We start from the raw sequence: 20,761 nt of genomic DNA, 5'->3' as shown, positions 1-20,761 counted from the left end.
GGTATTTTTTCCAAATGCAAAGCTGTGATGGCTGTCATCGCCTGCGCTGATCAGTCGTCGCGGGCGTGATAGATCAACGCCATGAGCACCAGAACAAGAGCATGTGCAAAGTCCCGATCACAGATCGTTGGTTCTGCCGCCAGCCCGACACCGCGCGCCGCTGCCGCCAGCGTGCCGTCACCAAAGTCCGGATGTCGCGCGCCTTCGCGCTGGCAAAATATATCAGCGGCGTCCGCGTCCTGCAGCAAGCGTCCGGCCAGTGCGGCACGCGCCTCCGGCGCAGCCGCCAAAACCGCGCGCCCCGCGCACAGCAAGTCAGACGCCAAAACCGGTCGCATCAGGCAGGCACCGCCAGGGATGTAAATGGCCCCGGCCCATAGCGGGCAGAGTTTTGCGCCACGGCGATCTCAAAATCACCCGTCAGCCCATCCGCGGCTTGCGCCGCGGCCTCGTAGGTCCAGCCTTGCGTGGTCACCACGGTCTCCCGCACCACCGCTGCACCTTGCATAACCCGCAACGTATAACTTTCGCTTTCCTCAGCCAGCGGCACATCTGGCAGGTCCCAGTCATCTCCATCCAGCCGCGTGCGCCGGATCCACGAAATGTCCAGATCACCACCGCTCTCCACAGCGCGCAAATGCACCGGGCGATAGGGGCGCAACCCATTACCATCAAAGGCATGCACGAATTCTTCATAAGACGGATCGTCATAGCTGCGCCGCGCAGGCCCCAACCGATAGGTCTGCGCCACACGACGCAGGTTGCGAGACAGGTCGATTTGCGACGGCGCACCGTTCAGCACCACAATCCATGACCCCTCCGGCCACAGCTGCGGGCCCACCGCGTCACTGCCCAGTTGGTTGCGTAAACGATGGCTCAACAGATAGCGACCGGGCGCGATCAGCTCTGCATCGCGAAATTGAAACAGCTCCCAATTGTTGGGCGAGCCATCGCCGATAGCAACAAGGTTGGCCCCGTTCAGCAACGCCGCATCGGACGTCGATTCCAGCGCGCCATGTACCATCTCGACCTCCAACGCATCGCCGCGATCAACCAAACCCGCCCGCGCCCGCGCAAGCGGGGATGCGGTGAACCCGATGCTCGAGCGTGCAGCGACCAGTGAATTGAGGAAGAACCCAGAATCCGTGGTCGACTGGTAAATCGCAACGCTGCCCGGCCAGGTCGTCCCGGTCACGGCCGCATGGGGCGCGTGCTCGACCTCCTCGCCCGTCAGCAAGGGCAGATCGAGGAACACCGAGGTCAGCGGCACAGGTGGCACAAACTCGCGCACGCCTGCCAACTCGTCGGACAATTCGGATGGTGTATAGACCTCGGGCTCGATGCGCACCCCTTCGAGGATCTGCATCTCGCCATGTTCCACGCGGTCCACACGGTAAAGACCCGGACCTTCCGCCTGATCCGGCTCCACCTCGATCACATCCCCCGCGCCGATCCCGATCAGCGAGGGCGGCAGGGCCAGCCGCACGGATTCACGTGATATCCGCGCTTCCGTCAGCCAGCGTTCCGCGATCTGGCGACCTTCGGGCCGGGTCAGCGCCATCGGGAGATCCGTCGTGGATACCGAATGGGTCGCATCATCGGCCAGAATGGCCTCTTCCGACAGGATATCGAAATTGCCGTCCGTCTGGACAAAGCGCAAGCGCACACGGCCCGCCAGATCAGCCTCGGATTCGCGAGACTGCTCAAGGCGGCCCTCAAGGTCCGCATTGATCGCCAGATGACTCGACTCCAGCGGTTTCGCACCAACGCCCGAGCGCATCACGAACTTCAGAACACCATCCCGCTCGATCGCATCAAAGGCGTAGCGCAACATCAGGGGCTGCAAAGCGCTGCGCGCCGCGGACACGTCCTCAACCAGATAGCCCCGCACATAGCCATGCAGCGCCGAGGTGTCATAGGCTGTCAGCCCTGCCCGGTCACAGATTTCACCAACAACCGACGCCAATGTCCGCGCAGAGGTACGTCCATTGATCCAATGGCCGCGGGGATAGTTTTCCCCATCACTCCAGACACTCAAGGCATTGGGAAAAAACGGATAGGGCCGCGCGTCCCAGGCCCAGACAAAGGCGCGGGTCATGTCGACCATTGGGCCCTCATATTCTACGGCTTGCGGGTTGTTTTCCGGATCGGCCCAATAAGAATTCATCGCGCGCAGATACTGCTTCTGAATAAGGTCATCCCGCGCGCCGTTTGAATATTTCGGCACGCTGCTTTCAGAGGATTTTTGGTCAAGAAACTTGTTGGGCTCATTTGTGCCCTTGTCGATTGCAGCACAACCAAGCTCGTCGACCCAGGCGGCATCAAATTGCGGCCCCCTGAGCCCCTCGGGGTCAAAGGCCGTATGCACGCTCGCCACCGCCCCGTTGGGCCAAAGCAGGCGCTTGCGACCGGCCTCCCATTTCGGGCGGCGGTCGGCAGGCGAACAGGCAAGAATACCGCTGTCGCCAAAAATCATCACTTCGCGGACCTGATCAATGGTCTCGCCCACAAGGGCCACGCGCCGGGCACGGCCCTCATCCAGCGGGGTTGGCCCTTCGACCATGGATCGGACCCACTCGGCCCCGGCACGGGTCTTGCCCGCACCGCGCCCTCCCATGATCACCCAGGTGCGCCAATCGCCCTCGGGCGGCAACTGATGAGGCATCGCCCAGAATTCGAACAGAAAAGGGAGGGCGCACAAGGCGCCCTCTCCCAACTCACTTAGAAACTGTTCTTGCACTTGCACAGGTGCGGAGGCGACCAAGCGCGCACCGTACCTCAACTCCGGCAGCATCGAGATCGAGGGCGTAGCCCCCTTGTGCAATGCGGCTTCGCTTTTGTCTGACTTCTGCAAGCGTCAACTCCAGTTTTTGGCAATTCACAAGCGCGGTGCTCAAATCCGATCCTTTGGATTTCAACTCCGCATTCTTGACGTCCTCCCCCGCCACTACCCTTTCTGTGAGGGCTGTGATCTCGCGGCGCAAAGCGCTGAGCGAGTTGTGCACGGACAGCAAAAGCTCGTCCGTGCGGGCTTCTTCAAGCCCCGGGGTGATAAGTGTCATATGTGCATAAACCTCTCATGCGTTGGGGATCCCCCGCACGAGCAAAATGAAAAAGCGACCCCGGATCACTCCGACGTCGCCTACCCACTTTTCCTAGCTTGACACAAGTTATACGTGTGACCGTTCGCAGAGTCAAGCGAAATGATCTCGGCTGCGCCCGACCCAACGCACGCACGGATTAACAAAACCTTTAATTTTCAGCCATCTAGAGGTCACACACTGCGCAACCCCTTGAAACCACTACACAACCCAAACGTGCGCTCACCTTCTAACTAGGATGGGCAATCTGCCCATCACCCGCCGACCGCTACAACCGCGTCCTAGCCGCCATCCGTCTGCGACGCACGTTCCGCCTCGATCTCGCGCCAGCGCGCCACGTTGCGATTGTGCTCTTCCAGCGTCTCGGCAAAGGCATGACCGCCGGTGCCGTCCGCGACAAAGAACACATAAGGCGTATCCGCAGGGTTCGCGGCGGCCATCAGGCTCTGGCGGCCCGGATTGGCGATAGGTGTGGGCGGCAGGCCCTCGATCACATAGGTGTTCCAAGGTGTCGCTGCGCGCAGCTCCGAACGGCGCAGGCCCCGCCCCAGCACACCTTGCCCCTTGGTGATGCCATAGATCACCGTCGGGTCCGTCTGCAGACGCATGCCGCGATTCAGGCGGTTCACAAAGACCGACGCCACCTGCTCGCGCTCCTCGGCAACGCCTGTCTCCTTCTCAATGATCGAGGCAAGGGTCAGCAAATCCTCCGGGCTCTCCAGCGGCAGATCGGGATCGCGCGCCTCCCAGGCCGCCGACACCCACAACTCCTGCTGTTCCGCCATCTTGGCCAGCACGCCAGCGCGGTCATCCCCCTCGCGCACCTCGTAGCTGTCCGGGGCCAGAGCACCCTCCGGTGGGATGCCCTCGACCGCGCCGCGCAAAACATCCATGCCGCGCAAGGCGGTCACAACCTGCCAGCTGGTCACCCCTTCGGCCAACGCAATGCGATAGCGGGTGTCCTGCGCGTCCTTGACCTGCGCATAGATCTCGGGCGTCTCCTCAACACCGGGTTGGAATTCAGCCACTTCGACAAAACGGTTTGTGGCCGGATCCAACTCGCGCACCTGCGCGCTCAACCGGTTGACCCCGATGCGATAGACCACTTCGGTGCCACAGGTACTTGCCCCGCCCCGGGTCACAGCATCGACGATCTCTTCCATCGACGCACCGGGCTCGATCAGGTAGCTGCCCGCCTTCAACTCAGAGGTCTTGCCCGCATAATCCGCTCCCATCCGAAAGATCGAGGCGTTGGTGACAGCGCCCTCGGCTTCCAGATTGCGGCTCACCCGGCGAAAATTCGTGCCCCGCTCGACCTGCACGCAGATCGCGTCCGCAAGCGGTCCCGGGCCCTCATACTGGCCCCGCCCCCACAGGATCACGCCCCCAAGCACAAACAGGGCGACGATCAGAAACGTTATCGCGTTGGACGCGATGGAGCGCCACATCAGCTGACTTTCCCAAAGATCACGCTGGCATTGGTGCCGCCAAAACCAAAGCTGTTGGACAGGGCATAGTTGACCGTGCGCTCGCGCTTGGCGTTCGGGGCCAGGTCGATCGGAGTATCAACGGCTGGATTATCCAGATTGATGGTCGGCGGACAGACCTGATCGCGGATCGCAAGGATGGAAAAGATCGCCTCGATCGCACCCGCAGCGCCCAGCAAATGGCCCGTGGCCGACTTGGTCGAGGACATGGTGACCTTGCTCGCATGATCGCCCAGCATCCGCTGCACCGCACCCAATTCGATGGTGTCAGCCATGGTCGAGGTGCCGTGGGCGTTGATGTAGTCCAGTGCCCCGGGCTCCAGCCCCGCACTGCGCAAGGCGGCTCGCATCGAACGTTCCGCCCCGTCGCCATCCTCTGAAGGAGCGGTGATGTGAAAGGCATCGCCCGACAGGCCATAGCCGCACACTTCGGCATAGATATTCGCACCGCGCGCCACCGCGTGCTCGTATTCCTCCAGCACAACCATGCCCGCACCCTCGCCCATGACAAACCCGTCGCGGTCCGCATCATAGGGACGGCTGGCCTTGGTCGGATCGTCTGCGCGCTTGGTGGACAGGGCCTTGCAGGCGTTAAATCCGGCAATCCCGATCTTGCAGATCGCCGCCTCGGCGCCACCGGCAACCATCACATCCGCATCGCCCAGCATGATCAGACGGGCGGCATCGCCAATGGCGTGCGCGCCGGTCGAGCAGGCGGTGACCACCGAATGGTTCGGGCCCTTGAACTGGTAGCGAATGCTGACCTGCCCGGAAATCAGGTTGATCAACGCGCCGGGCACAAAGAATGGGCTGACGCGGCGGGGGCCTTTTTCTTCCATCATAACGGCGGTGTTGGCGATAGAATTCAATCCACCAATGCCCGATCCGATCAAAACGCCGGTCCGCTCGCGGCTGGCGTCGTCCTCGGGCATCCAGCCCGCATCCTCGACGGCCTGCTGGGCCGCGGCCATGCCGAACATGATAAAGGTGTCGACCTTGCGCTGCTCCTTGGGCTCCATATAGGCGTCGGCGTTGAACGTCCCGTCCGAGCCATCCCCCAAAGGGACCTCGCAGGCATAGGTGGTGGCCAGACCTTCGGGATCAAACCCGGTGATCGGCCCTGCTCCGGACTGCCCGTCCAGAATCCGCGCCCAGGACGCGTCGACCCCATCAGCCAGCGGTGTCACCAGCCCCAATCCCGTCACGACTACTCTGCGCATATGCCCTGCCCTCTCATTCTTCTGGTCGCCTCATACCGCGCGGGCGCTATCCTGTTCAAGCCCCAGACCATGCCCGACCCTTTCACCTCGAAGCCACCTTTGCCGCCGCAAGGGACGGCGCAACGACAGGCGCAGGCCAAGAAAAATCGCAGAGGGACCCCGTAGGGGTGACGGCTATTTTGCTCGGGCTGGGCATGGCGCTACGCCAAACTGCGCGCGGCGCAAAGGGTGCGATATGCGAAAGGTCTTGCGCCTGGGTGAACCTGCAGCGCCAAATCAAACATGCCGTGCGCCGGAAGGCGCGCAATGTGAGAACGTCCGACATCTCACACCTGCGGCGGGCTTTTGCGCATCATCAGCCGCACCGGGCCAGCACCATCCTCGGCATCACGCAAAGGCACATAGCCAAGGCGCTCGGCCAGACGCAACGACGCTGTGTGGTCGGGGTCAATCATGCAGGCCAGCGGGCCGGTGATCACGCGATCAAACCAGTCATGGGCAGCCTGCGCGACTTCCCGACCCAGCCCCTTGCCCTGCACATCCGGGGTCAGCACCCAACCGGCTTCGGGGACAGCATCAAAATCCTCACCAAGCCCGCGCGCACCGTAAAAGAACCCGACCTGGCCGACCATCGCCTTGCTCGCGTGATCCTCCACGGCCCACTGGCCGAATCCGGTGACCTGCCAATGGCCCGCATTGCGCAGAAACGCGTTCCAGGACACGTCCCGGCTGCGCGGCGCGGCGCCGATATAGCGCACCACATCGGGCATCGCCCAGATCTCGGCAAAGCGGTCAAAGTCGCTCGGGCGCATCGCACGCAACGTTGCGCGCGCCGTGTTGATTGTCGGCACATGCCTGCTCATGGATGGTGTCCTGCCCCATCTCTTTTGTCATTGGCCCAAGTCTTGCGGACCTGCCGGGCAAAACGCAAGCCACCACATGCGCGGACACAAAAAAACGGCGCCCTTTCGCAAATGAAAGAGCGCCGTTTTGCTCAACCCCGGTCAGGGGCCGAGAAATCGGATCAGGACGCTTTGGAGATGAAGCCCACGGCGTCGCCGAATGTCTGGATGGTCTCGGCGGCGTCATCGGGGATTTCGATACCGAACTCCTCCTCGAAGGCCATCACCAATTCCACGGTGTCCAGGCTGTCTGCACCCAGGTCGTCGATGAAGCTGGCGTTTTCGGAGACCTTGTCTTCGTCCACACCCAGGTGTTCCACAACGATCTTCTTCACGCGGTCGGCGATGTCGCTCATATGATTGTCCTCGTTCTGCCAGGGCGGCATATCGCGCCCCAAGATGGTGTCCCCCTCGTGGCGGGGGCTCTGGTCTTTGCCCCGTGGGGCGGTGAAAGCCTTGTCTCGTTGTGCAACCCGCACACGAAACATCGACGTCGAATTCTGCGCCCCCTTTAGCACAAACCAAACAGATGGCAAGGCCAGAGAGGTGCTGGCCTACAACATGGCCATACCACCGTTCACGTGCAAGGTGGTACCGTTAACATACCCTGCCTCGTTGCTGGCAAGATACAGCACCGCACTGGCAATTTCCGCTGGTGTGCCCATGCGACCGGTGGGAATTTGGCCCATGATCACGGTCTTCTGGTCGTCCGTCAGCGCGGCGGTCATTGCCGTTTCGATAAATCCGGGGGCCACCGCATTCACGGTGATTCCGCGGCTTGCCACCTCGTAGGCGAGGCTTTTGGACATGCCGATCACCCCGGCCTTTGAGGCGGCATAGTTGGCCTGCCCGGGATTGCCCGTGGCCCCCACAACCGAGCTGATATTGACGATCCGGCCCCAGCGCGCCTTCATCATGCCCCGGATCACGCCCTTGCACAGTTTGAAAGTCGATGTGAGGTTCACGTTCAGCACCGCGGCCCATTCCTCATCCGACATGCGCATGAACAGGTTGTCACGGGTGATGCCTGCATTGTTGACCAGAATATCGACCGATCCCATCGCCTCGGCAGCCTGTTTGGGCAGGGCCGCAACGGCATCTGCATCCGACAGGTTGCAAGGGAGCACATGAGCCCGATCGCCCAACTCGCCTGCCAGCGTCTCCAGCGGGTCCACCCGGGTCCCGCTCAGGCCCACGGTCGCACCCGCGCCATGCAGCGCGCGGGCAATATCGGCCCCGATGCCGCCCGAAGCGCCCGTCACCAGCGCGCATTTCCCTGTCAGATCAAACATGTCAGTCCCTCACGTCCTTCGTTCATTTCCTCAGCCCTGCCACGGCGCGCGCAGCGGCGCAAGTCACGCAGGCAGGATCGTCGGGGTGCGCTCGCCCAACAACCAGCGCGCCACATCCACGATGTCAAAGGCCAGCGACACGCTCAGCACCGCCGCCACCACCAGCGCGATATAGCGCGGCCAGACCCGTGTGCCGGGGCGACGCGCCAATACGACGAGGTACACAACCAGCGGCGTCCAGACCACAATATGCGGCAGGCCCAGCAGCTTTACATACCCCATCGTATTGTAAAGCGCGCCCACCGCCACAACGTTCACCGCATTGCCCAGAATGGAAAACACCCCCGCCAGCCGGGTTTCGCGCCAGATCAGCAAGGCGATCGGCAACACAAAGCCACCGAGCATCAGAACATTCATCCACATCACGACCCATGCGGGCTGGGCTGCCATTGCGTCCGGAAAACTCATGAGACCCTTCCTTTCTGGCCAGAAACGTCAGTGCAACTGATCCGTCACATCCACGCTGACATCCGTCACGTTCAGCTCAGAATCGCGCGCAATGAACCGATAGACCTCGCGCGCCCATGTGCCCCGGGTCAGCCCGCGCGCGTGGATATCATCCGTGAGCGAGCGATAAATGCCCGGCAATCCATCGAGCGGTCCCAGCACGCGCTGACAGAGCGCATTGCCGCCGGGGGCCTCAAACATCTCAAACCCGTCGATAGGCTGGAACAGCGGCACGCCGATGCGTACCTCCATCTCGTCGCCATCAATGCGGTACAGGGCCGTCTGGGGACCCGCATAAAACACGTTGGCCCGATCCAGCGCATCATCGAGCCGCTCGAAAAGCACCGGAATCAGCTGCATCCGTGTGACCATCGGAATGGTGCGCACAATGCCGCCCATCTGCATGGGCGCGATCTGGATCAGATCAGGCATCGCGGGCGGCCACCACGTCATCGGGCGTGCCGACCGCGCGGGTGGCGACCTCGCGGTCGATCCGGCGGATCATGCCGGACAGGGCTTTGCCCGCCCCGATCTCCCACATTTCGGTCACACCCTGGGACGCCATCCAAGCCACGCTTTCGCGCCAGCGGACCGATCCCGTGACCTGTTCCACCAGCAGATCGCGCAATTGCGCTGGTTCATTGCAGCCTTCGGCGCGCACATTGGGCACCACGGTGACTGCAGGGGCCGCCATCTCGACCCCGCCCAGCGCCTCGGCCATAACGGACGCCGCAGGCTCCATCAAGGCGCAATGGAACGGGGCGGACACAGGCAACAACATCGCGCGTTTGGCCCCCTTGGCCTTGGCGATCTCGCAGGCACGTTCGACCGCGGCCTTGTGGCCCGACACAACAACCTGCCCCGGATCGTTGTCATTGGCCGCCTGACAGACCTCGCCCTGTGCCGCTTCCTCCGCCACCGCACTTACGGCCTCGAAATCGAGGCCCAGAACCGCCGCCATGGCGCCAATGCCCACCGGCACAGCCTCTTGCATGGCTTTGCCACGGGTGCGCAACAGGCGGGCGGCATCGGCAATGCTGAGGGTGCCCGCCGCACAGAGCGCGGAGTATTCCCCCAGACTGTGCCCGGCCACAAATGCGGCACGATCCACGCCAATCCCTTCGGCCTCGAGCGCGCGCATCGCCGCCATCGAGGTCGCCATCAACGCAGGCTGCGCATTCTGGGTCAGGGTCAGCGTCTCGATATCGCCCTCCCAGATGAGGTCGCTCAGCGACTCGCCCAGCGCCGCATCCACCTCATCAAAAACGGCGCGCGCCGCCGGATAGGCCTCAGCCAGGGCGCGGCCCATGCCGATGGTCTGTGCCCCCTGCCCCGGAAATACGAATGCGATGCTCATCTGCTGCCCCTTTGACTGCTTTTCTGCGTGCTCCACGGTGTAATCGGCCCGGCATGCCCAGACAAGCGCCCGCTGCACCACATCTGTGCAGCTATCCGCGGTTGCATCGCCCGCCAAGTGCATAACATTAGGGGGCAACGTGTTACCTCTTGGACCAACCAGACCGGAGCCCCCATGCCCCTCACCAACACAGTCGACCGCTTTGGCACAGTGTCCAAGACATTTCACTGGCTGACCGCCCTTGGCATTCTGGTGCTGATGCCGCTGGGCCTGATTGCCAACAGGATGCCTTACGAGACCTCTGAACAGCTCGCCGACAAGGCGTGGATGTTCTCCATGCACAAGACACTCGGAGTCGCGGTGTTCTTTATCGCGCTGGCGCGGATCGTCTGGGCGCTGAGCCAACCCAAGCCGGGCCTGCTGCATCCCGAGCGCCAGATCGAGACGCTGGCCGCCGAAACGGTGCACTGGCTGCTTTATGGCTCTTTGGTGCTGGTGCCGCTGTCAGGCTGGATCCACCACGCCGCCACGGCCGGATTCGCGCCCATCTGGTGGCCCTTTGGGCAAGATCTGCCGCTGGTGGCGAAATCCGAAACCCTTGCCGCGCTCTTTGGCGGTGCACATTGGGTGCTGACCAAGGTGCTGGGTCTGGCGCTGCTGCTCCATATCGCGGGCGCGCTCAAACACCATGTGATCGACAAGGACGCGACCCTGCGGCGGATGTGGTTCACCACCACGGAGGTCACATATACGGCGCGCAGCCACAGCCATGCGCGGCCCGCCACACTGGCGCTGGCCATCTGGGCGGTCGCATTGTCTGTTGGCGCGGCTCTCGGGGCCTACGCCCCACACGACACACCGGGAGAAGCAGCAGCACTCGAACAGGTCCAATCCGAATGGGAGGTTCAGGAAGGTACGCTTTCCATCACCGTCACCCAGCTCGGCTCCGAAGTGACAGGCAGCTTTGCCGACTGGACCGCCGCAATCCGCTTTGACGAAACCACCGAAGTCGGCACCGCAGGCGCGGTCGATGTCACCATCGCCATCGGTTCACTCACGCTGGGCGCGGTTTCGGGCCAGGCTTTGGGCCCGGACTATTTCAACGCGACCGACTTCCCCACGGCCCGCTACGTCGCCGACATCGTATCGGTGGTGGATGGGTTTGAAGCGCAAGGCACCCTGACGATCAAAGACAAATCCATTCCGCTCACCCTGCCCTTTGGACTATCGGTCGATGACAACACCGCATGGATGATCGCCGCCATCACGCTGGACCGGCGCGACTTTGGCATCGGCGACAATATGGCGGACGAGACCAGCCTCAAATTCGCCGTCGCCGTCGACATCGAACTCATGGCCACACGCGCAACCGACGAATAATGCGTCCCCTGCTTCTCTGATTTCAAAAAATCCCCGCCGGAGGCAAATCTGTCAGAGCCGTCTGAAAAGGCGGCTCTGAATAAAATCATGTCGCGCGCCAGCGCGTCCTTTCTGACAGGGCCGATAGAAAAGGCCGCGCAGGTTTCCGCGCGGCCTTGCCAAACTATCACCTTCAGAACGGATGACTATTCCCAGCCGCCCGCGCGCATCTCGGTGTTGATCACGATCTCCAACTCGTCCGAGCCGACCGGAATGAACGCATCGACGCCAAAATCCGACCGCTTGATCGTTGCCGTGGCCGTCATACCCAACCACTCACCCTGATTGTATTCAAGGAACCCGCCCACCGGATGGGCGCCCAGATTGTGTACGACGATGTCAAAGACAACCGGTTTGGTCACACCTTTCATCGTCATCTCGCCAGCGGCTTTCACGGACATCTCGCCCGTCTGCTCGACGGATGTGGACACGAACCGGATTTCAGGATGGCTTTGCGCGTCAAGGAACTGTGGACCGATCAATTCGGCATCAAGGGCCTCGACACCGCTGTCGACACTTGCCGCCACCACGCCAAAGTCAGCCTTTGCTCCGGCAATATCACCCGGCTCAAAGTCCAGCGTGCCCGTCACCTCGTGAAACTGCATCGTCTGCAGGGAAAAGCCCGCGTGGTTCCATGTGACCGACACATTGGTGTGGCTGGGGTCCGGATGCCAGGTCTCGGCAACGGCAAGGCTGGCGGTGCTGGATAGCGCGGCCGCAAGAAGAAAAGGTTTCATCAAGGCATGTCTCCACAGGAATTGCGTCATGTGCAGATATGTCGCCCCCACCCCCCGGTCAGACAAGTAGACAAGGTTCAACAGGACATGCGCGCCTGCGAACAGGTCGCGGCGCGCATAAAATCCAGGGCTGAAGTGTTAGATCTTGCCTGCGTCGCGCAGGGCACCCATCAGGCTGCGGCGCAGATCGGGATCGCTCATCGCGACCTCGGCGACAAGCGAGCCGTCGGTGGTCCACAGCCGCGCCATGTTGCCACGGACCTCGGCGGGGCCAAGATCGGCGATGGATGTACGGCTCACAAGGCTGCGGGCCCGGCCCTTGCCGCGCATAAGGCGGACTTCGCGGCGCACAGTGTCGATTTCGACCTCAACCATGGGACGGGCCCAGCCCGCCTGGATGATGGCCAGCCCCATCAGGATCAGCGTCGCCGACACACCCAGTTTGATCAGGGCGAGATCGGGATCAAAGGCTGCACCGGGGGTAATCCACAACCCGATGGCGGCCAGCACCAGCGCAATGCCGCCGACGCTTTGGGCGCCGCGGGTCATCCAGCTGGCGCCGTCAACCATATGTGGTGCTTCGCCAATGTCGTGCTGTGTCGAAAAGTCTGTGATGGCAGTCATAGCCCTATCTCTCCCAGTAACTTGCAATTCTATTTCTTTGTTAACCTTACAGTCGTCGCGAATCTGGACCAAAATGCGGCGCCGGTTTGGAAATGCTGAGACGGGCAAGGCGACCCTACGTCAACCTGTGAGACACCGGCCAAAGGATCGGTGAGTTCGGCCTTGCCATGTGGTGCGGACCCTCCTATACGAGCCCGTCCCTGCAAATACCTTTTGCCGCGCAGTCTCTCGTGAGCGATCCGCAGGGTCAGATGGATCGCTCTATGAAATGCGCCTTGAAACAAGTGGAGTACGTCCATGCCTCTTTATGAGCATGTGATGATCGCCCGTCAGGACCTGTCCAACACACAGGCCGAAGGGCTCATCGAACATTTTGGAACAGTTTTGGCCGACAATGGTGGCACCCTCGTGGAAAACGAGTACTGGGGCGTCAAGACAATGGCCTACAAGATCAACAAGAACCGCAAGGGGCACTATGCCTTTATGCGCACCGATGCCCCTGCCCCTGCCGTGCAGGAAATGGAGCGTCTGATGCGCCTGCATGACGACGTCATGCGCGTTCTGACAATCAAGGTCGACGAGCACCAGTCCGGTCCGTCCGTCCAGATGCAAAAGCGCGACGAGCGCGAAGGCCGCGGCGAACGCCGTGAGCGTCGCTGAGAGAGAGGGAGTTAAACCATGGCTACCAAACCGTTTTTCCGTCGTCGCAAAGTCTGCCCCTTCTCGGGCGATAACGCACCCGCCATCGACTACAAGGACACACGTCTGCTGCAGCGCTACATTTCCGAGCGTGGCAAGATCGTCCCATCCCGCATCACCGCCGTCTCGGCCAAGAAGCAACGCGAGCTGGCCCGTGCCATCAAACGCGCCCGCTTTCTCGCCCTGCTGCCCTACGCCGTGAAATAAGGAGAAAGCACATGCAAGTTATCCTTCTTCAACGTGTGGCCAAGCTGGGTCAGATGGGCGACGTCGTGGACGTCAAATCCGGCTATGCCCGCAACTATCTGCTGCCCCAGAAAAAAGCGCTGACGGCCTCCAAAGCCAACATCGCGACGTTCGAGGGCCAGAAGGCGCAGCTTGAGGCCAACAACCTCGAGACCAAGAAAGAAGCCGAAGCACTGGGCGACAAGCTGAACGGTCAGCAGTTCATCGTGATTCGTCAGGCCTCGGATGGCGGCAACCTTTATGGCTCCGTCACCACCCGTGACGTGGCCGACGTGGCCACCGCCGAAGGCTTTACCGTGGATCGCAAACAGGTTGTCATCCCCCGTCCCATCAAGGAACTGGGCCTGCATGACGCAACTGTGGTTCTGCACCCCGAAGTCGAAGCGACCGTTCAACTGAACGTCGCCCGCTCGGCCGAAGAGGCTGAACTGCAGGCTTCCGGTAAATCGATCCAGGAACTGGCAGCCGAAGAAGAGGCCGCCGCCGAGTTCGAAATCCAGGAACTGTTCGACGACATCGGTGCTGCCGCGTCCGAAGACGAAGACCTGGCCGAAACCGCTGGCATCGCGACCGACGACGCAGCCGAAGCGGACGCCGAGGAAGAGCCAAAGGCCTGATTGCCTTTCGCTTTTTGAAAAAAAGACCCGCGCCTTTCATCAAGGCGCGGTTTTTTTATGGTTTCAAGACGCTACAAACATGTCTTGAGCATCGCAGCCGGGGAACGGTTCTCCTGCCGTCAGGTGGATTTACGACGCCGCAGGCGCAACAGTCCAAGCCCCCCAAGCCCCAGCACAATGAGCGGCAGCGTCGCCGGAAGCGGGATAGGCGTTGGTGAGGCATCAACTGCAAAATAGAAGAACCCACCGGATTCGCTCGAACTCTCATCGTCGAATTCCAGCCGCGAGACGCCTGAAAACGCGCTGAGATCGGCCATGAAGGAATAGATCCCGTTGGTGTCGGGCGTTGTGCCAAACACGTCCGCCGTGGTGACGCTGATCGAGCCAAGCAATATGTCGAAGATGTCGAAGGCCGATATTGTCACAAGGTCCGTCAGATTGGTTGGTGACGGCGGCTGTATGTCCCCTACCATGATCGAGACGGTGTCGGACGGCTGCGTGAAGTCGATCGTGAAATCGTTGTTGCAGAATTCACCAATGGCGCAAAAAATCTCCTGGCTTTGCCCATCAATAACCGTTTGTGCCACCCCGATATTCGCGCCGCTCGCGGTCGTGGAAATCGTGAGTTCTGGCACGGAAAGCGACGGGGCGAGCATGCCGGACACCGGCGACAGATCGACGACGGCGGCATTTGCGCCCAAAGCGCCGAGCCCAAGCACGGCGACGGAAAACAGGGATGTTCTTGCAATCATGATAACGCGACTCCTGAATTAAACCTGAGGTAGTATGCATCGCCTTCGCTCAAAACGCAGCACAAACCTGCCGTTTGTCTCAAAATCAGCAGAGAAGCGCCGCGTGCCCGCCCGGATTCAAGGCACAGCCTGCACTAACCTGAACGCTCAATGCGCGGATCAAAGTGGCATTTGTCCGATCCGAAGGTCCGTTGCACGTGCGTCTGGTCCGAATTGACTTCGCCGCACCTGCCCTTCAAGACTGCACCCATGCGCATCCTGTTCCTCGCCTTTGCCCTCGCCCTGTCCGCCTGCATGGTCGAAGACCTCGAAACGATGGAGGTCGCCCCGCGCGCGCTGCCGCAGACCCAGAGCGAGATCGCCTTTGTCAGTCGGTTGTTCAACGACATCCAGACCCGCTCGATCGCCGAGGACCGCGAATATTGCGGCCTGCTGGGCGTGGACGAGAACGGCACCTATGTCGCGACCGAACCCAAGCGCGGGCGCACTGCGACCTGCCTGCCCCCCGACCCTGATTTTGCCGATTTCGTGGTGCTGGCCTCCTATCACACGCACGGCTCGTCCAACCTCGAATACTTTACCGAAGTGCCGTCCTTTGACGACATGCGCACCGATATCGAGGACGGCACAGACGGCTATATCGCCACGCCCGGCGGGCGGTTGTGGTATGTGAACGCGCGCGCGCGAATAGCGCGTCAGATTTGCGGGCTGAACTGCCTGATCCCCGATCCCAATCACCGCGATGACCCGGACTATCCCGTGCTGCCATCCTATACGCTGGACGATCTGCGCGAGTTTTAGGGCCTAGGCGCCGTCCCAGCGCCGCAACATCCAATACCATTGGTCGGGATGCGCAAGGATGCGCGCCGACAGGCTGTCGTTGAACGCCCGTGTCATGGTGACGGCGTCGCTGTGTGCGATGGGTGCTTCGAACTCGACCTCGAACGCGTTGCCGTCGCCCGTCCGGATGCCATAGGCCGGGATCAGAGGCAGGTCATATTTCAGCGCCAGTTGTGCTGCCGAGATCGAGGTCAGCGCGTCATGTCCCAGAAAGGGAATGCGCACGCCGCCCTTGTATTTTTCGTCAAGCAGAATGGCCATGATCCCGCCATCGCGCACATGCCGCACCAGCGCCTTGGTCCCGACCCGGCCCGTGGCAAGGATCGGTTTGCCACCCGCTTCGATGCCCGCAAACATGCGCCGCTCGTAATGGCGGTTCTTGTTGGGCCGGTAGACCGCACCGCTCTCCATCCCGTGCATGCGGATCACTGCGCGCACCGCCTCCCACTGGCCAAAATGGCCTGACAGGATGATTGCGCCACGCCCTTCGGCTTGTGCAGCCTTGAGCACATCGAGCCCGGGGCCCGAGACGCGGAACTTGTGATGCTGGGTAAAGAAGTCGGCGGCGTGATACATCTCGAACAGCGTGCGGCCCATGTTGCGACCCATCTGCTGGCCCAGATGCGCCCGCTCTTGTCGTGTCATCTGCGGAAACACCCGCCGCGCCTCGCGATCAAAGCGGGCCCGCGCGGGCGGAAACAACCGCATGACCAGCGCCAGCGTTGTGCCCAGCCCGCGCGAGCGGCGATTAAAGCTGCGCCAGCGCAATACGGTCAGCGCGGACCAGAGTGGCAGATAGCGCAAGTGATGCAGGGCGGATTTCAGAGGGGTCGAGATCATGGGGCGTTATGATCGGTTTTGGACGCAATACCAATGGAAAATGGTCCGCAAAGCGCAGAAATGACCGAGTTGTTATGATGTAAGTGAACGTGATCACGGCACAAGCCACCTGACCGCCCGGTCCGCACAGACCCTGCATCACGGGTCGGACCGGCGAGAGCTTTGGTAACCCCTGTCACCCCGTGCATGGACATAAACGAACCAATGACGCAGTCTCCCGAAATGACGGCCGCACCTGAGACCTTTGCCGCCACTTTGGCCGCACGACAGTGAGGCCCCTTTTGCGCCCGGAGGCCTTAACATGACATCCCCCCTTGCTGCCCCCCTTGATTTGCCGTGCGGGATCCGCATCCGGAACCGGTTTTGCAAAAGTGCGATGACAGAGGCGCTGTCTGATCAGACCGACGCGCCGAACGGGGCGCATCAGGCCCTTTACAAGCGCTGGTCGAAAGGTGGGATGGGCATTCAGGTCACCGGCAACGTGATGGTCGACCGACGCTATCTGGAACGCCCCGGCAATGTGGTGATCGAAGACAGGCGCGATGTGGATCAGCTGCGTCAATGGGCGGCGGCGGGCAAGTCCGGCGGCAGCCAGATCTGGATGCAAATCTCGCATCCCGGCCGCCAATGCCCCATTGTCGTCAACACCCGCCCCCTGTCCCCATCGGCGCAAAAGCTGCGCATTCTGGGCCTGTTCGGCAAGCCAAGGGCGATGAGCGTCGATGACATCAGGGACGCCATCGCGCGCTATGCAAACACCGCTGCCATCGCCAAAGAGGCCGGGTTTGACGGTGTGCAAATCCACGCAGCACACGGCTATCTGATCAGCCAGTTCCTGTCCCCCATCACCAACCAGCGCAGTGATGACTGGGGCGGAGCGCTTGAAAACCGCGTGCGGTTCCTGCGCGAGGTGTACCGCGCTGTGCGCGACAAGGTGGGTCCGGGTTTTCCGGTGGCGGTCAAACTGAATTCCTCTGACTTCCAAAAGGGTGGCTTTACCATTGCCGACAGTTGCTCGGTGGCGCGTCTGCTCGAACAGGATGGTATTGATCTGATCGAGCTGTCCGGCGGCACCTATGAGCAGATGAGTTTTGTCACCGGGGCCGAGGACACGCGGCGCGAAAGCACCAAGAACCGCGAGGTCTATTTCATGGAATACGCCCGCGAGGTGCGCAAGGCCGTGCGCGTGCCGCTGGTTGTGACCGGGGGCTTTCGCACCTTGGCCGCGATGGAACATGCCGTGTCAGAAGAGGGCATTGATGTCATTGGCCTTGCCCGCCCGCTGTGCACCCACCCGGATGCGGCGGATGATCTGCTGTCAGGTCACGTGGATCACATCGGCATCGAAGAGGATGGGCTGGTCATGGGGCGCGGCAAGTTTGGCGTGAACGCCACGAACTGGCTGGTGAACCTGATCAACACCGTCTCACGGGTCGAATATCACGCCTGGCAGATGACCCGCATGTCCCGCGGGATGGCGCCGCAAACGACCCACAAGAACAACGCCCTTGGCTACTTCTTCTGGTATCTGAACCGCACGACCCTGAAGGGGTTGCAGCGCAAGTTCGTGCGCTAGCGCTCAGGCCCGCGCACCTTCACGGCAGCGCGTCGAGCGGCAGGCGCACCGCAATCGGCCCCTCGAGCATGCTCACATAGAGATGATCCCCGATCATACGGGCCCCGGTGGTGATGCCCAATGCGCCCTCGGCATCCTGCAGCACGCGCAGGACAGTCCCGTCGCTGTCATATTGCGCCACCATGCCGTGCTCGATCGGCCCGGGCCGCACCAGCGGGCCCAGCCGCCAGATGATCTTGCGCAGGAACGGGTAGGGCATCACCGCCTCCACCGGCACCCGGGGCGAGGCAAAGGCGACCCAGATCGTCCCGTCCGCACCCGGTTCCAGATTGTCGGGATATCCGGGCAATCCGGTGAGGAAGGGTTCAAGCTGGCCTTCCTTCTCTCCGTTCAGCCACAGTTTGTGGATCGACGCCCGCCCGCTGTCCGCGATCAGCAGGTGGCTTTCGTCCGGGGCCAGAACAACGCCATTGGTATAGACAAAGCCTTCGGCGATCTTTTCGACGGTGCCATCCGGCAGGCGCCGCGCAACATAGCCCGTGCGCGACTGTTCAAAGATCGCCATGACCGAGGTCGGCTTGGTCCCGCCCATGGTTTCGGGGTCAAACCTGTTGGTCGAGTTCGAGAAATAGATGGTGCCGTCACGCGCCACGTCCAATTGGTTGGCATAGATCACCGGATCGCCGTTGATGTCGGTGACAAGCGGGGTCAGTCCCTCGTCCTCGCTCCAACGCATCACGCCGCGATAGCTGTCCGCAATATAAAGCGCTCCGTCCGGCCCCTCGTCCAACCCGAGGGGACGCCCGCCAAGGTCGGCAACCTTGGTGAACTGATCCCCGTCCAGCCGGAACAGTCCGCCGTTTACGTCCGACGTGTAGATACCGTCACCCAGCACCGCGAAATCCTCGGGGCCATCCGCACCTTCGGGCAATTGCAGATGCGCGGCATCGCCCAGCAGGGTGTTGGGCGCAAATGCGCCTGTTAGGCCGGGATTCGGGCTTGGCTCCCACTTTTCAGGTTCAAGCGGAACGGGCCAGAACAGCAGATAGGCCGCACCCAGAACGACCAGAAGGAGAAGACCGCGACGCACGAGTTTCATTATTTATCTCCCAAACCGCCGGATACGCGCGGATTGCGATCACGTTACGCCGTGGAACATGCAGCGGCAATCACATCACAGGCACCGTGCCGTCCGTACCCGCAAACCAAATCCCGGCGCGGCCCCTCACCGTCACAATTGCGTGGAAACCGACATCTGCACGCGCACCGCGTTTGCTAACATTCAGCCGATGAGTCATTCTGCACGCCATGGAATTGCTCGACCCGAACCACGATACATTTCTCGTCTTCATGTCCTGCGTCGTGGCGCTGGTCGCAGGCTTTACCGGCTTGTCCCTGACGCGCGATCTGTCGAAAAAGCCCGTGCTGCAACGCCAGATTTCCATCGCACTGGCCTCTATCGCATTGGGGGGTGGCATCTGGTCGATGCATTTCGTGGCGATGCTGGGCCTCGAACTGCCAATCCTGTTTTACTATGACGCCGCGATCACGCTGGTGTCGGCACTGACGGCGATTCTGATCGTGGGGGCGGCGCTGGTCCTGCTGCATTTTGTCGAACGCACGCCGCTGGTGATCAATGCCGCCGGAGGGATTGTGGGCATCGGCATCCTTGGGATGCACTATATCGGCATGGCCGGACTGCAACTGTGCCGCGCGATCTATACGCCGTTCGGGATTGCCTTTTCCTCTGTCGTGGCGGTGTGCCTGTGCATCGTGGCGTTCCGGGTGGCCTATGGGCGGCGCGAAAACCGCAACATCGTGTTCGGCACGATCTGCTTTGCGGGTGCGGTCTGTTCCGTCCACTTCCTGGCCATGGCGGGCACAAACTTTGTCGAAGTGCCCAGCCTGCTGGAATTCGGCCCCACGATGAGCAACGAGGTGCTGGCCCTTGGTGTGATCACCTCAAGCTTTATCCTGTTTGGTACGTTCCTGTGGGTCAGCGTGACCTATCTGGTGGCCAGTCCGCAGGCGACAGACACCCCCGAGGCCGAAGCACCTGAACCTGCAAACGCGCCCGACCCAAAGCCGCAACAGGGCTTGCAAATTCCTTGTGAACGCGACGGGGCCCGCGTCTTTGTCTCGCCTGCCGATGTGGCGCTGGTGCGGGCGGATGGGCATTACACCCAGGTCTATACCGAGCGGGATCGCCTGTTCTGTGTCTGGCCGATCACCGAGGCAACCAAGCGGCTGGTGACGACCGGATTTCTGCAGACCCATCGCAGCTATCTGGTCAATCCAAACAAGGTCTCGCGCTTTGAACGGCAGAAAGACAAGGGGCGCTGCATCTTTGCGATGCACGATTTGCCACCTGCCCCTGTGAGTCGCTCCAAGCTCAAGATTATTCAGGATGCACTCAGCGCATAAGCACGCGCATTTCGTGCAAGCTGCGGCGCATTTCGTGCAAAACCTCTGTATTTGATGACTTTTTGCGGGGGTCGCATGCGACCGTATGCAAGCCTTCCCTTCAGCAAGAATAATCGCTTTT

At 61.6% G+C, this 20,761-nt stretch carries 23 protein-coding genes; 7 read left to right on the top strand and 16 right to left on the bottom strand.

Annotated features, from left to right (window positions below; genetic code table 11):
* Nucleotides 1–50: 50 nt before the first annotated feature.
* The 11 genes from Q1A89_RS16705 to fabD form a co-directional block, all read right to left on the bottom strand.
* On the bottom strand, nucleotides 51–338 hold the full coding sequence (locus Q1A89_RS16705; RefSeq protein WP_299730891.1) for a hypothetical protein: 288 nt from the start codon (nucleotides 336–338) through the stop codon (nucleotides 51–53).
* Nucleotides 338–2,665, bottom strand: a complete 2,328-nt coding sequence (locus Q1A89_RS16700) for a glycoside hydrolase TIM-barrel-like domain-containing protein (protein WP_299730889.1) — start codon at nucleotides 2,663–2,665, stop codon at nucleotides 338–340. The genes Q1A89_RS16705 and Q1A89_RS16700 overlap by 1 nt, the downstream gene beginning before the upstream one ends.
* A 52-nt stretch (nucleotides 2,666–2,717) precedes the next feature.
* Nucleotides 2,718–3,062, bottom strand: coding sequence for a hypothetical protein (locus Q1A89_RS16695; RefSeq protein WP_299730886.1), 345 nt, complete (start codon nucleotides 3,060–3,062; stop codon nucleotides 2,718–2,720).
* Between the two features lie 320 nt (nucleotides 3,063–3,382).
* A complete protein-coding gene (gene mltG / locus Q1A89_RS16690; RefSeq protein WP_299730883.1) occupies nucleotides 3,383–4,549 on the bottom strand; it encodes an endolytic transglycosylase MltG in 1,167 nt (388 codons plus the stop codon).
* Nucleotides 4,549–5,808, bottom strand: a complete 1,260-nt coding sequence (gene fabF / locus Q1A89_RS16685) for a beta-ketoacyl-ACP synthase II (protein WP_299730881.1) — start codon at nucleotides 5,806–5,808, stop codon at nucleotides 4,549–4,551. Before fabF ends, mltG begins: the two co-directional genes overlap by 1 nt.
* Before the next feature lie 326 nt (nucleotides 5,809–6,134).
* Nucleotides 6,135–6,671: a GNAT family N-acetyltransferase gene (locus Q1A89_RS16680; protein WP_299730880.1), complete on the bottom strand. Its 537-nt coding sequence runs from the start codon at nucleotides 6,669–6,671 to the stop codon at nucleotides 6,135–6,137.
* Between the two features lie 161 nt (nucleotides 6,672–6,832).
* On the bottom strand, nucleotides 6,833–7,066 hold the full coding sequence (locus tag Q1A89_RS16675) for an acyl carrier protein (protein WP_299549352.1): 234 nt from the start codon (nucleotides 7,064–7,066) through the stop codon (nucleotides 6,833–6,835).
* 198 nt (nucleotides 7,067–7,264) lie between these two features.
* Nucleotides 7,265–8,002 carry a 3-oxoacyl-[acyl-carrier-protein] reductase gene (gene fabG / locus Q1A89_RS16670; protein ID WP_299730877.1) on the bottom strand — a complete coding sequence of 246 codons (738 nt, stop codon included), beginning with the start codon at nucleotides 8,000–8,002 and terminating at the stop codon, nucleotides 7,265–7,267.
* A 63-nt stretch (nucleotides 8,003–8,065) separates the two neighbouring features.
* Nucleotides 8,066–8,470, bottom strand: a complete 405-nt coding sequence (locus Q1A89_RS16665) for a hypothetical protein (RefSeq protein WP_299730874.1) — start codon at nucleotides 8,468–8,470, stop codon at nucleotides 8,066–8,068.
* A 27-nt stretch (nucleotides 8,471–8,497) separates the two neighbouring features.
* A complete protein-coding gene (locus Q1A89_RS16660; protein ID WP_299730872.1) occupies nucleotides 8,498–8,941 on the bottom strand; it encodes a hypothetical protein in 444 nt (147 codons plus the stop codon).
* A complete protein-coding gene (fabD, locus tag Q1A89_RS16655) occupies nucleotides 8,934–9,866 on the bottom strand; it encodes an ACP S-malonyltransferase (RefSeq protein WP_299730869.1) in 933 nt (310 codons plus the stop codon). Before fabD ends, Q1A89_RS16660 begins: the two co-directional genes overlap by 8 nt.
* Before the next feature lie 174 nt (nucleotides 9,867–10,040).
* Here fabD and Q1A89_RS16650 point away from each other — a divergent pair, with 174 nt between their 5' ends.
* Nucleotides 10,041–11,246, top strand: coding sequence for a cytochrome b/b6 domain-containing protein (locus Q1A89_RS16650; RefSeq protein ID WP_299730866.1), 1,206 nt, complete (start codon nucleotides 10,041–10,043; stop codon nucleotides 11,244–11,246).
* A gap of 185 nt (nucleotides 11,247–11,431) precedes the next feature.
* Here the strand turns inward: Q1A89_RS16650 and Q1A89_RS16645 are convergent, their stop codons facing one another.
* Nucleotides 11,432–12,022, bottom strand: coding sequence for a YceI family protein (locus Q1A89_RS16645; protein WP_299730863.1), 591 nt, complete (start codon nucleotides 12,020–12,022; stop codon nucleotides 11,432–11,434).
* Nucleotides 12,023–12,160: 138 nt separating this feature from the next.
* Nucleotides 12,161–12,646 (bottom strand): hypothetical protein, encoded by a 486-nt coding sequence (locus tag Q1A89_RS16640; RefSeq protein ID WP_299730860.1) that lies wholly within the window; start codon nucleotides 12,644–12,646, stop codon nucleotides 12,161–12,163.
* A gap of 297 nt (nucleotides 12,647–12,943) precedes the next feature.
* On the opposite strand from Q1A89_RS16640, the gene rpsF reads away from it, so the two are divergent.
* The 3 genes from rpsF to rplI are packed head-to-tail and all read left to right on the top strand — an operon-like array spanning nucleotide 12,944 to nucleotide 14,208.
* Complete coding sequence (gene rpsF / locus Q1A89_RS16635) at nucleotides 12,944–13,306, top strand: 30S ribosomal protein S6 (RefSeq protein ID WP_299730858.1); 363 nt, start codon at nucleotides 12,944–12,946, stop codon at nucleotides 13,304–13,306.
* 18 nt (nucleotides 13,307–13,324) lie between these two features.
* A complete protein-coding gene (gene rpsR, locus Q1A89_RS16630; RefSeq protein ID WP_025061827.1) occupies nucleotides 13,325–13,552 on the top strand; it encodes a 30S ribosomal protein S18 in 228 nt (75 codons plus the stop codon).
* Between the two features lie 11 nt (nucleotides 13,553–13,563).
* The gene (gene rplI / locus Q1A89_RS16625) at nucleotides 13,564–14,208 is read left to right on the top strand and encodes a 50S ribosomal protein L9 (RefSeq protein ID WP_299730854.1); all 645 of its coding nucleotides are present in this window, start codon (nucleotides 13,564–13,566) and stop codon (nucleotides 14,206–14,208) included.
* A 119-nt stretch (nucleotides 14,209–14,327) separates the two neighbouring features.
* Here rplI and Q1A89_RS16620 read toward each other — a convergent pair whose 3' ends face one another.
* Nucleotides 14,328–14,927, bottom strand: a complete 600-nt coding sequence (locus Q1A89_RS16620; protein WP_299730851.1) for a hypothetical protein — start codon at nucleotides 14,925–14,927, stop codon at nucleotides 14,328–14,330.
* 282 nt (nucleotides 14,928–15,209) lie between these two features.
* Here Q1A89_RS16620 and Q1A89_RS16615 point away from each other — a divergent pair, with 282 nt between their 5' ends.
* A complete protein-coding gene (locus tag Q1A89_RS16615) occupies nucleotides 15,210–15,761 on the top strand; it encodes a DUF4329 domain-containing protein (protein WP_299730848.1) in 552 nt (183 codons plus the stop codon).
* A gap of 3 nt (nucleotides 15,762–15,764) precedes the next feature.
* Here Q1A89_RS16615 and Q1A89_RS16610 read toward each other — a convergent pair whose 3' ends face one another.
* On the bottom strand, nucleotides 15,765–16,640 hold the full coding sequence (locus tag Q1A89_RS16610; protein WP_299730845.1) for a lysophospholipid acyltransferase family protein: 876 nt from the start codon (nucleotides 16,638–16,640) through the stop codon (nucleotides 15,765–15,767).
* Nucleotides 16,641–16,941: 301 nt separating this feature from the next.
* On the opposite strand from Q1A89_RS16610, the gene Q1A89_RS16605 reads away from it, so the two are divergent.
* Nucleotides 16,942–18,216: an NADH:flavin oxidoreductase/NADH oxidase family protein gene (locus Q1A89_RS16605; protein WP_299730842.1), complete on the top strand. Its 1,275-nt coding sequence runs from the start codon at nucleotides 16,942–16,944 to the stop codon at nucleotides 18,214–18,216.
* Between the two features lie 19 nt (nucleotides 18,217–18,235).
* Here Q1A89_RS16605 and Q1A89_RS16600 read toward each other — a convergent pair whose 3' ends face one another.
* On the bottom strand, nucleotides 18,236–19,315 hold the full coding sequence (locus tag Q1A89_RS16600; protein ID WP_299730838.1) for an SMP-30/gluconolactonase/LRE family protein: 1,080 nt from the start codon (nucleotides 19,313–19,315) through the stop codon (nucleotides 18,236–18,238).
* Nucleotides 19,316–19,524: 209 nt separating this feature from the next.
* Between Q1A89_RS16600 and Q1A89_RS16595 the strand changes: the two genes are divergently transcribed.
* Nucleotides 19,525–20,640, top strand: coding sequence for an MHYT domain-containing protein (locus Q1A89_RS16595; protein ID WP_299730834.1), 1,116 nt, complete (start codon nucleotides 19,525–19,527; stop codon nucleotides 20,638–20,640).
* The last annotated feature ends 121 nt before the right edge of the window (nucleotides 20,641–20,761 follow it).

The sequence above is a fragment of the uncultured Tateyamaria sp. genome, from assembly GCF_947503045.1.
GTDB lineage: Bacteria > Pseudomonadota > Alphaproteobacteria > Rhodobacterales > Rhodobacteraceae > Tateyamaria.
Note: the sequence above shows the minus strand (reverse complement) of the source record. Positions and strands in the feature narration are given on the sequence as shown.

Bases quoted from the DNA above. Each gene is read 5' to 3' on its own strand.
- Q1A89_RS16700 (WP_299730889.1), bottom strand. From the start codon at position 2,665: ATGCCTCATCAGTTGCCGCCCGAGGGCGATTGGCGCACCTGGGTGATC.
- rpsF (WP_299730858.1), top strand. From the start codon at position 12,944: ATGCCTCTTTATGAGCATGTGATGATCGCCCGTCAGGACCTGTCCAAC.
- Q1A89_RS16660 (WP_299730872.1), bottom strand. From the start codon at position 8,941: ATGCCTGATCTGATCCAGATCGCGCCCATGCAGATGGGCGGCATTGTG.
- Q1A89_RS16675 (WP_299549352.1), bottom strand. From the start codon at position 7,066: ATGAGCGACATCGCCGACCGCGTGAAGAAGATCGTTGTGGAACACCTG.
- Q1A89_RS16615 (WP_299730848.1), top strand. From the start codon at position 15,210: ATGCGCATCCTGTTCCTCGCCTTTGCCCTCGCCCTGTCCGCCTGCATG.
- Q1A89_RS16650 (WP_299730866.1), top strand. From the start codon at position 10,041: ATGCCCCTCACCAACACAGTCGACCGCTTTGGCACAGTGTCCAAGACA.
- Q1A89_RS16600 (WP_299730838.1), bottom strand. From the start codon at position 19,315: ATGAAACTCGTGCGTCGCGGTCTTCTCCTTCTGGTCGTTCTGGGTGCG.
- Q1A89_RS16680 (WP_299730880.1), bottom strand. From the start codon at position 6,671: ATGAGCAGGCATGTGCCGACAATCAACACGGCGCGCGCAACGTTGCGT.
- Q1A89_RS16645 (WP_299730863.1), bottom strand. From the start codon at position 12,022: ATGAAACCTTTTCTTCTTGCGGCCGCGCTATCCAGCACCGCCAGCCTT.
- Q1A89_RS16640 (WP_299730860.1), bottom strand. From the start codon at position 12,646: ATGACTGCCATCACAGACTTTTCGACACAGCACGACATTGGCGAAGCA.
- Q1A89_RS16610 (WP_299730845.1), bottom strand. From the start codon at position 16,640: ATGATCTCGACCCCTCTGAAATCCGCCCTGCATCACTTGCGCTATCTG.
- Q1A89_RS16665 (WP_299730874.1), bottom strand. From the start codon at position 8,470: ATGAGTTTTCCGGACGCAATGGCAGCCCAGCCCGCATGGGTCGTGATG.
- mltG (WP_299730883.1), bottom strand. From the start codon at position 4,549: ATGTGGCGCTCCATCGCGTCCAACGCGATAACGTTTCTGATCGTCGCC.
- fabD (WP_299730869.1), bottom strand. From the start codon at position 9,866: ATGAGCATCGCATTCGTATTTCCGGGGCAGGGGGCACAGACCATCGGC.
- fabF (WP_299730881.1), bottom strand. From the start codon at position 5,808: ATGCGCAGAGTAGTCGTGACGGGATTGGGGCTGGTGACACCGCTGGCT.
- Q1A89_RS16595 (WP_299730834.1), top strand. From the start codon at position 19,525: ATGGAATTGCTCGACCCGAACCACGATACATTTCTCGTCTTCATGTCC.
- rpsR (WP_025061827.1), top strand. From the start codon at position 13,325: ATGGCTACCAAACCGTTTTTCCGTCGTCGCAAAGTCTGCCCCTTCTCG.
- Q1A89_RS16705 (WP_299730891.1), bottom strand. From the start codon at position 338: ATGCGACCGGTTTTGGCGTCTGACTTGCTGTGCGCGGGGCGCGCGGTT.
- Q1A89_RS16695 (WP_299730886.1), bottom strand. From the start codon at position 3,062: ATGACACTTATCACCCCGGGGCTTGAAGAAGCCCGCACGGACGAGCTT.
- fabG (WP_299730877.1), bottom strand. From the start codon at position 8,002: ATGTTTGATCTGACAGGGAAATGCGCGCTGGTGACGGGCGCTTCGGGC.
- Q1A89_RS16605 (WP_299730842.1), top strand. From the start codon at position 16,942: ATGACATCCCCCCTTGCTGCCCCCCTTGATTTGCCGTGCGGGATCCGC.
- rplI (WP_299730854.1), top strand. From the start codon at position 13,564: ATGCAAGTTATCCTTCTTCAACGTGTGGCCAAGCTGGGTCAGATGGGC.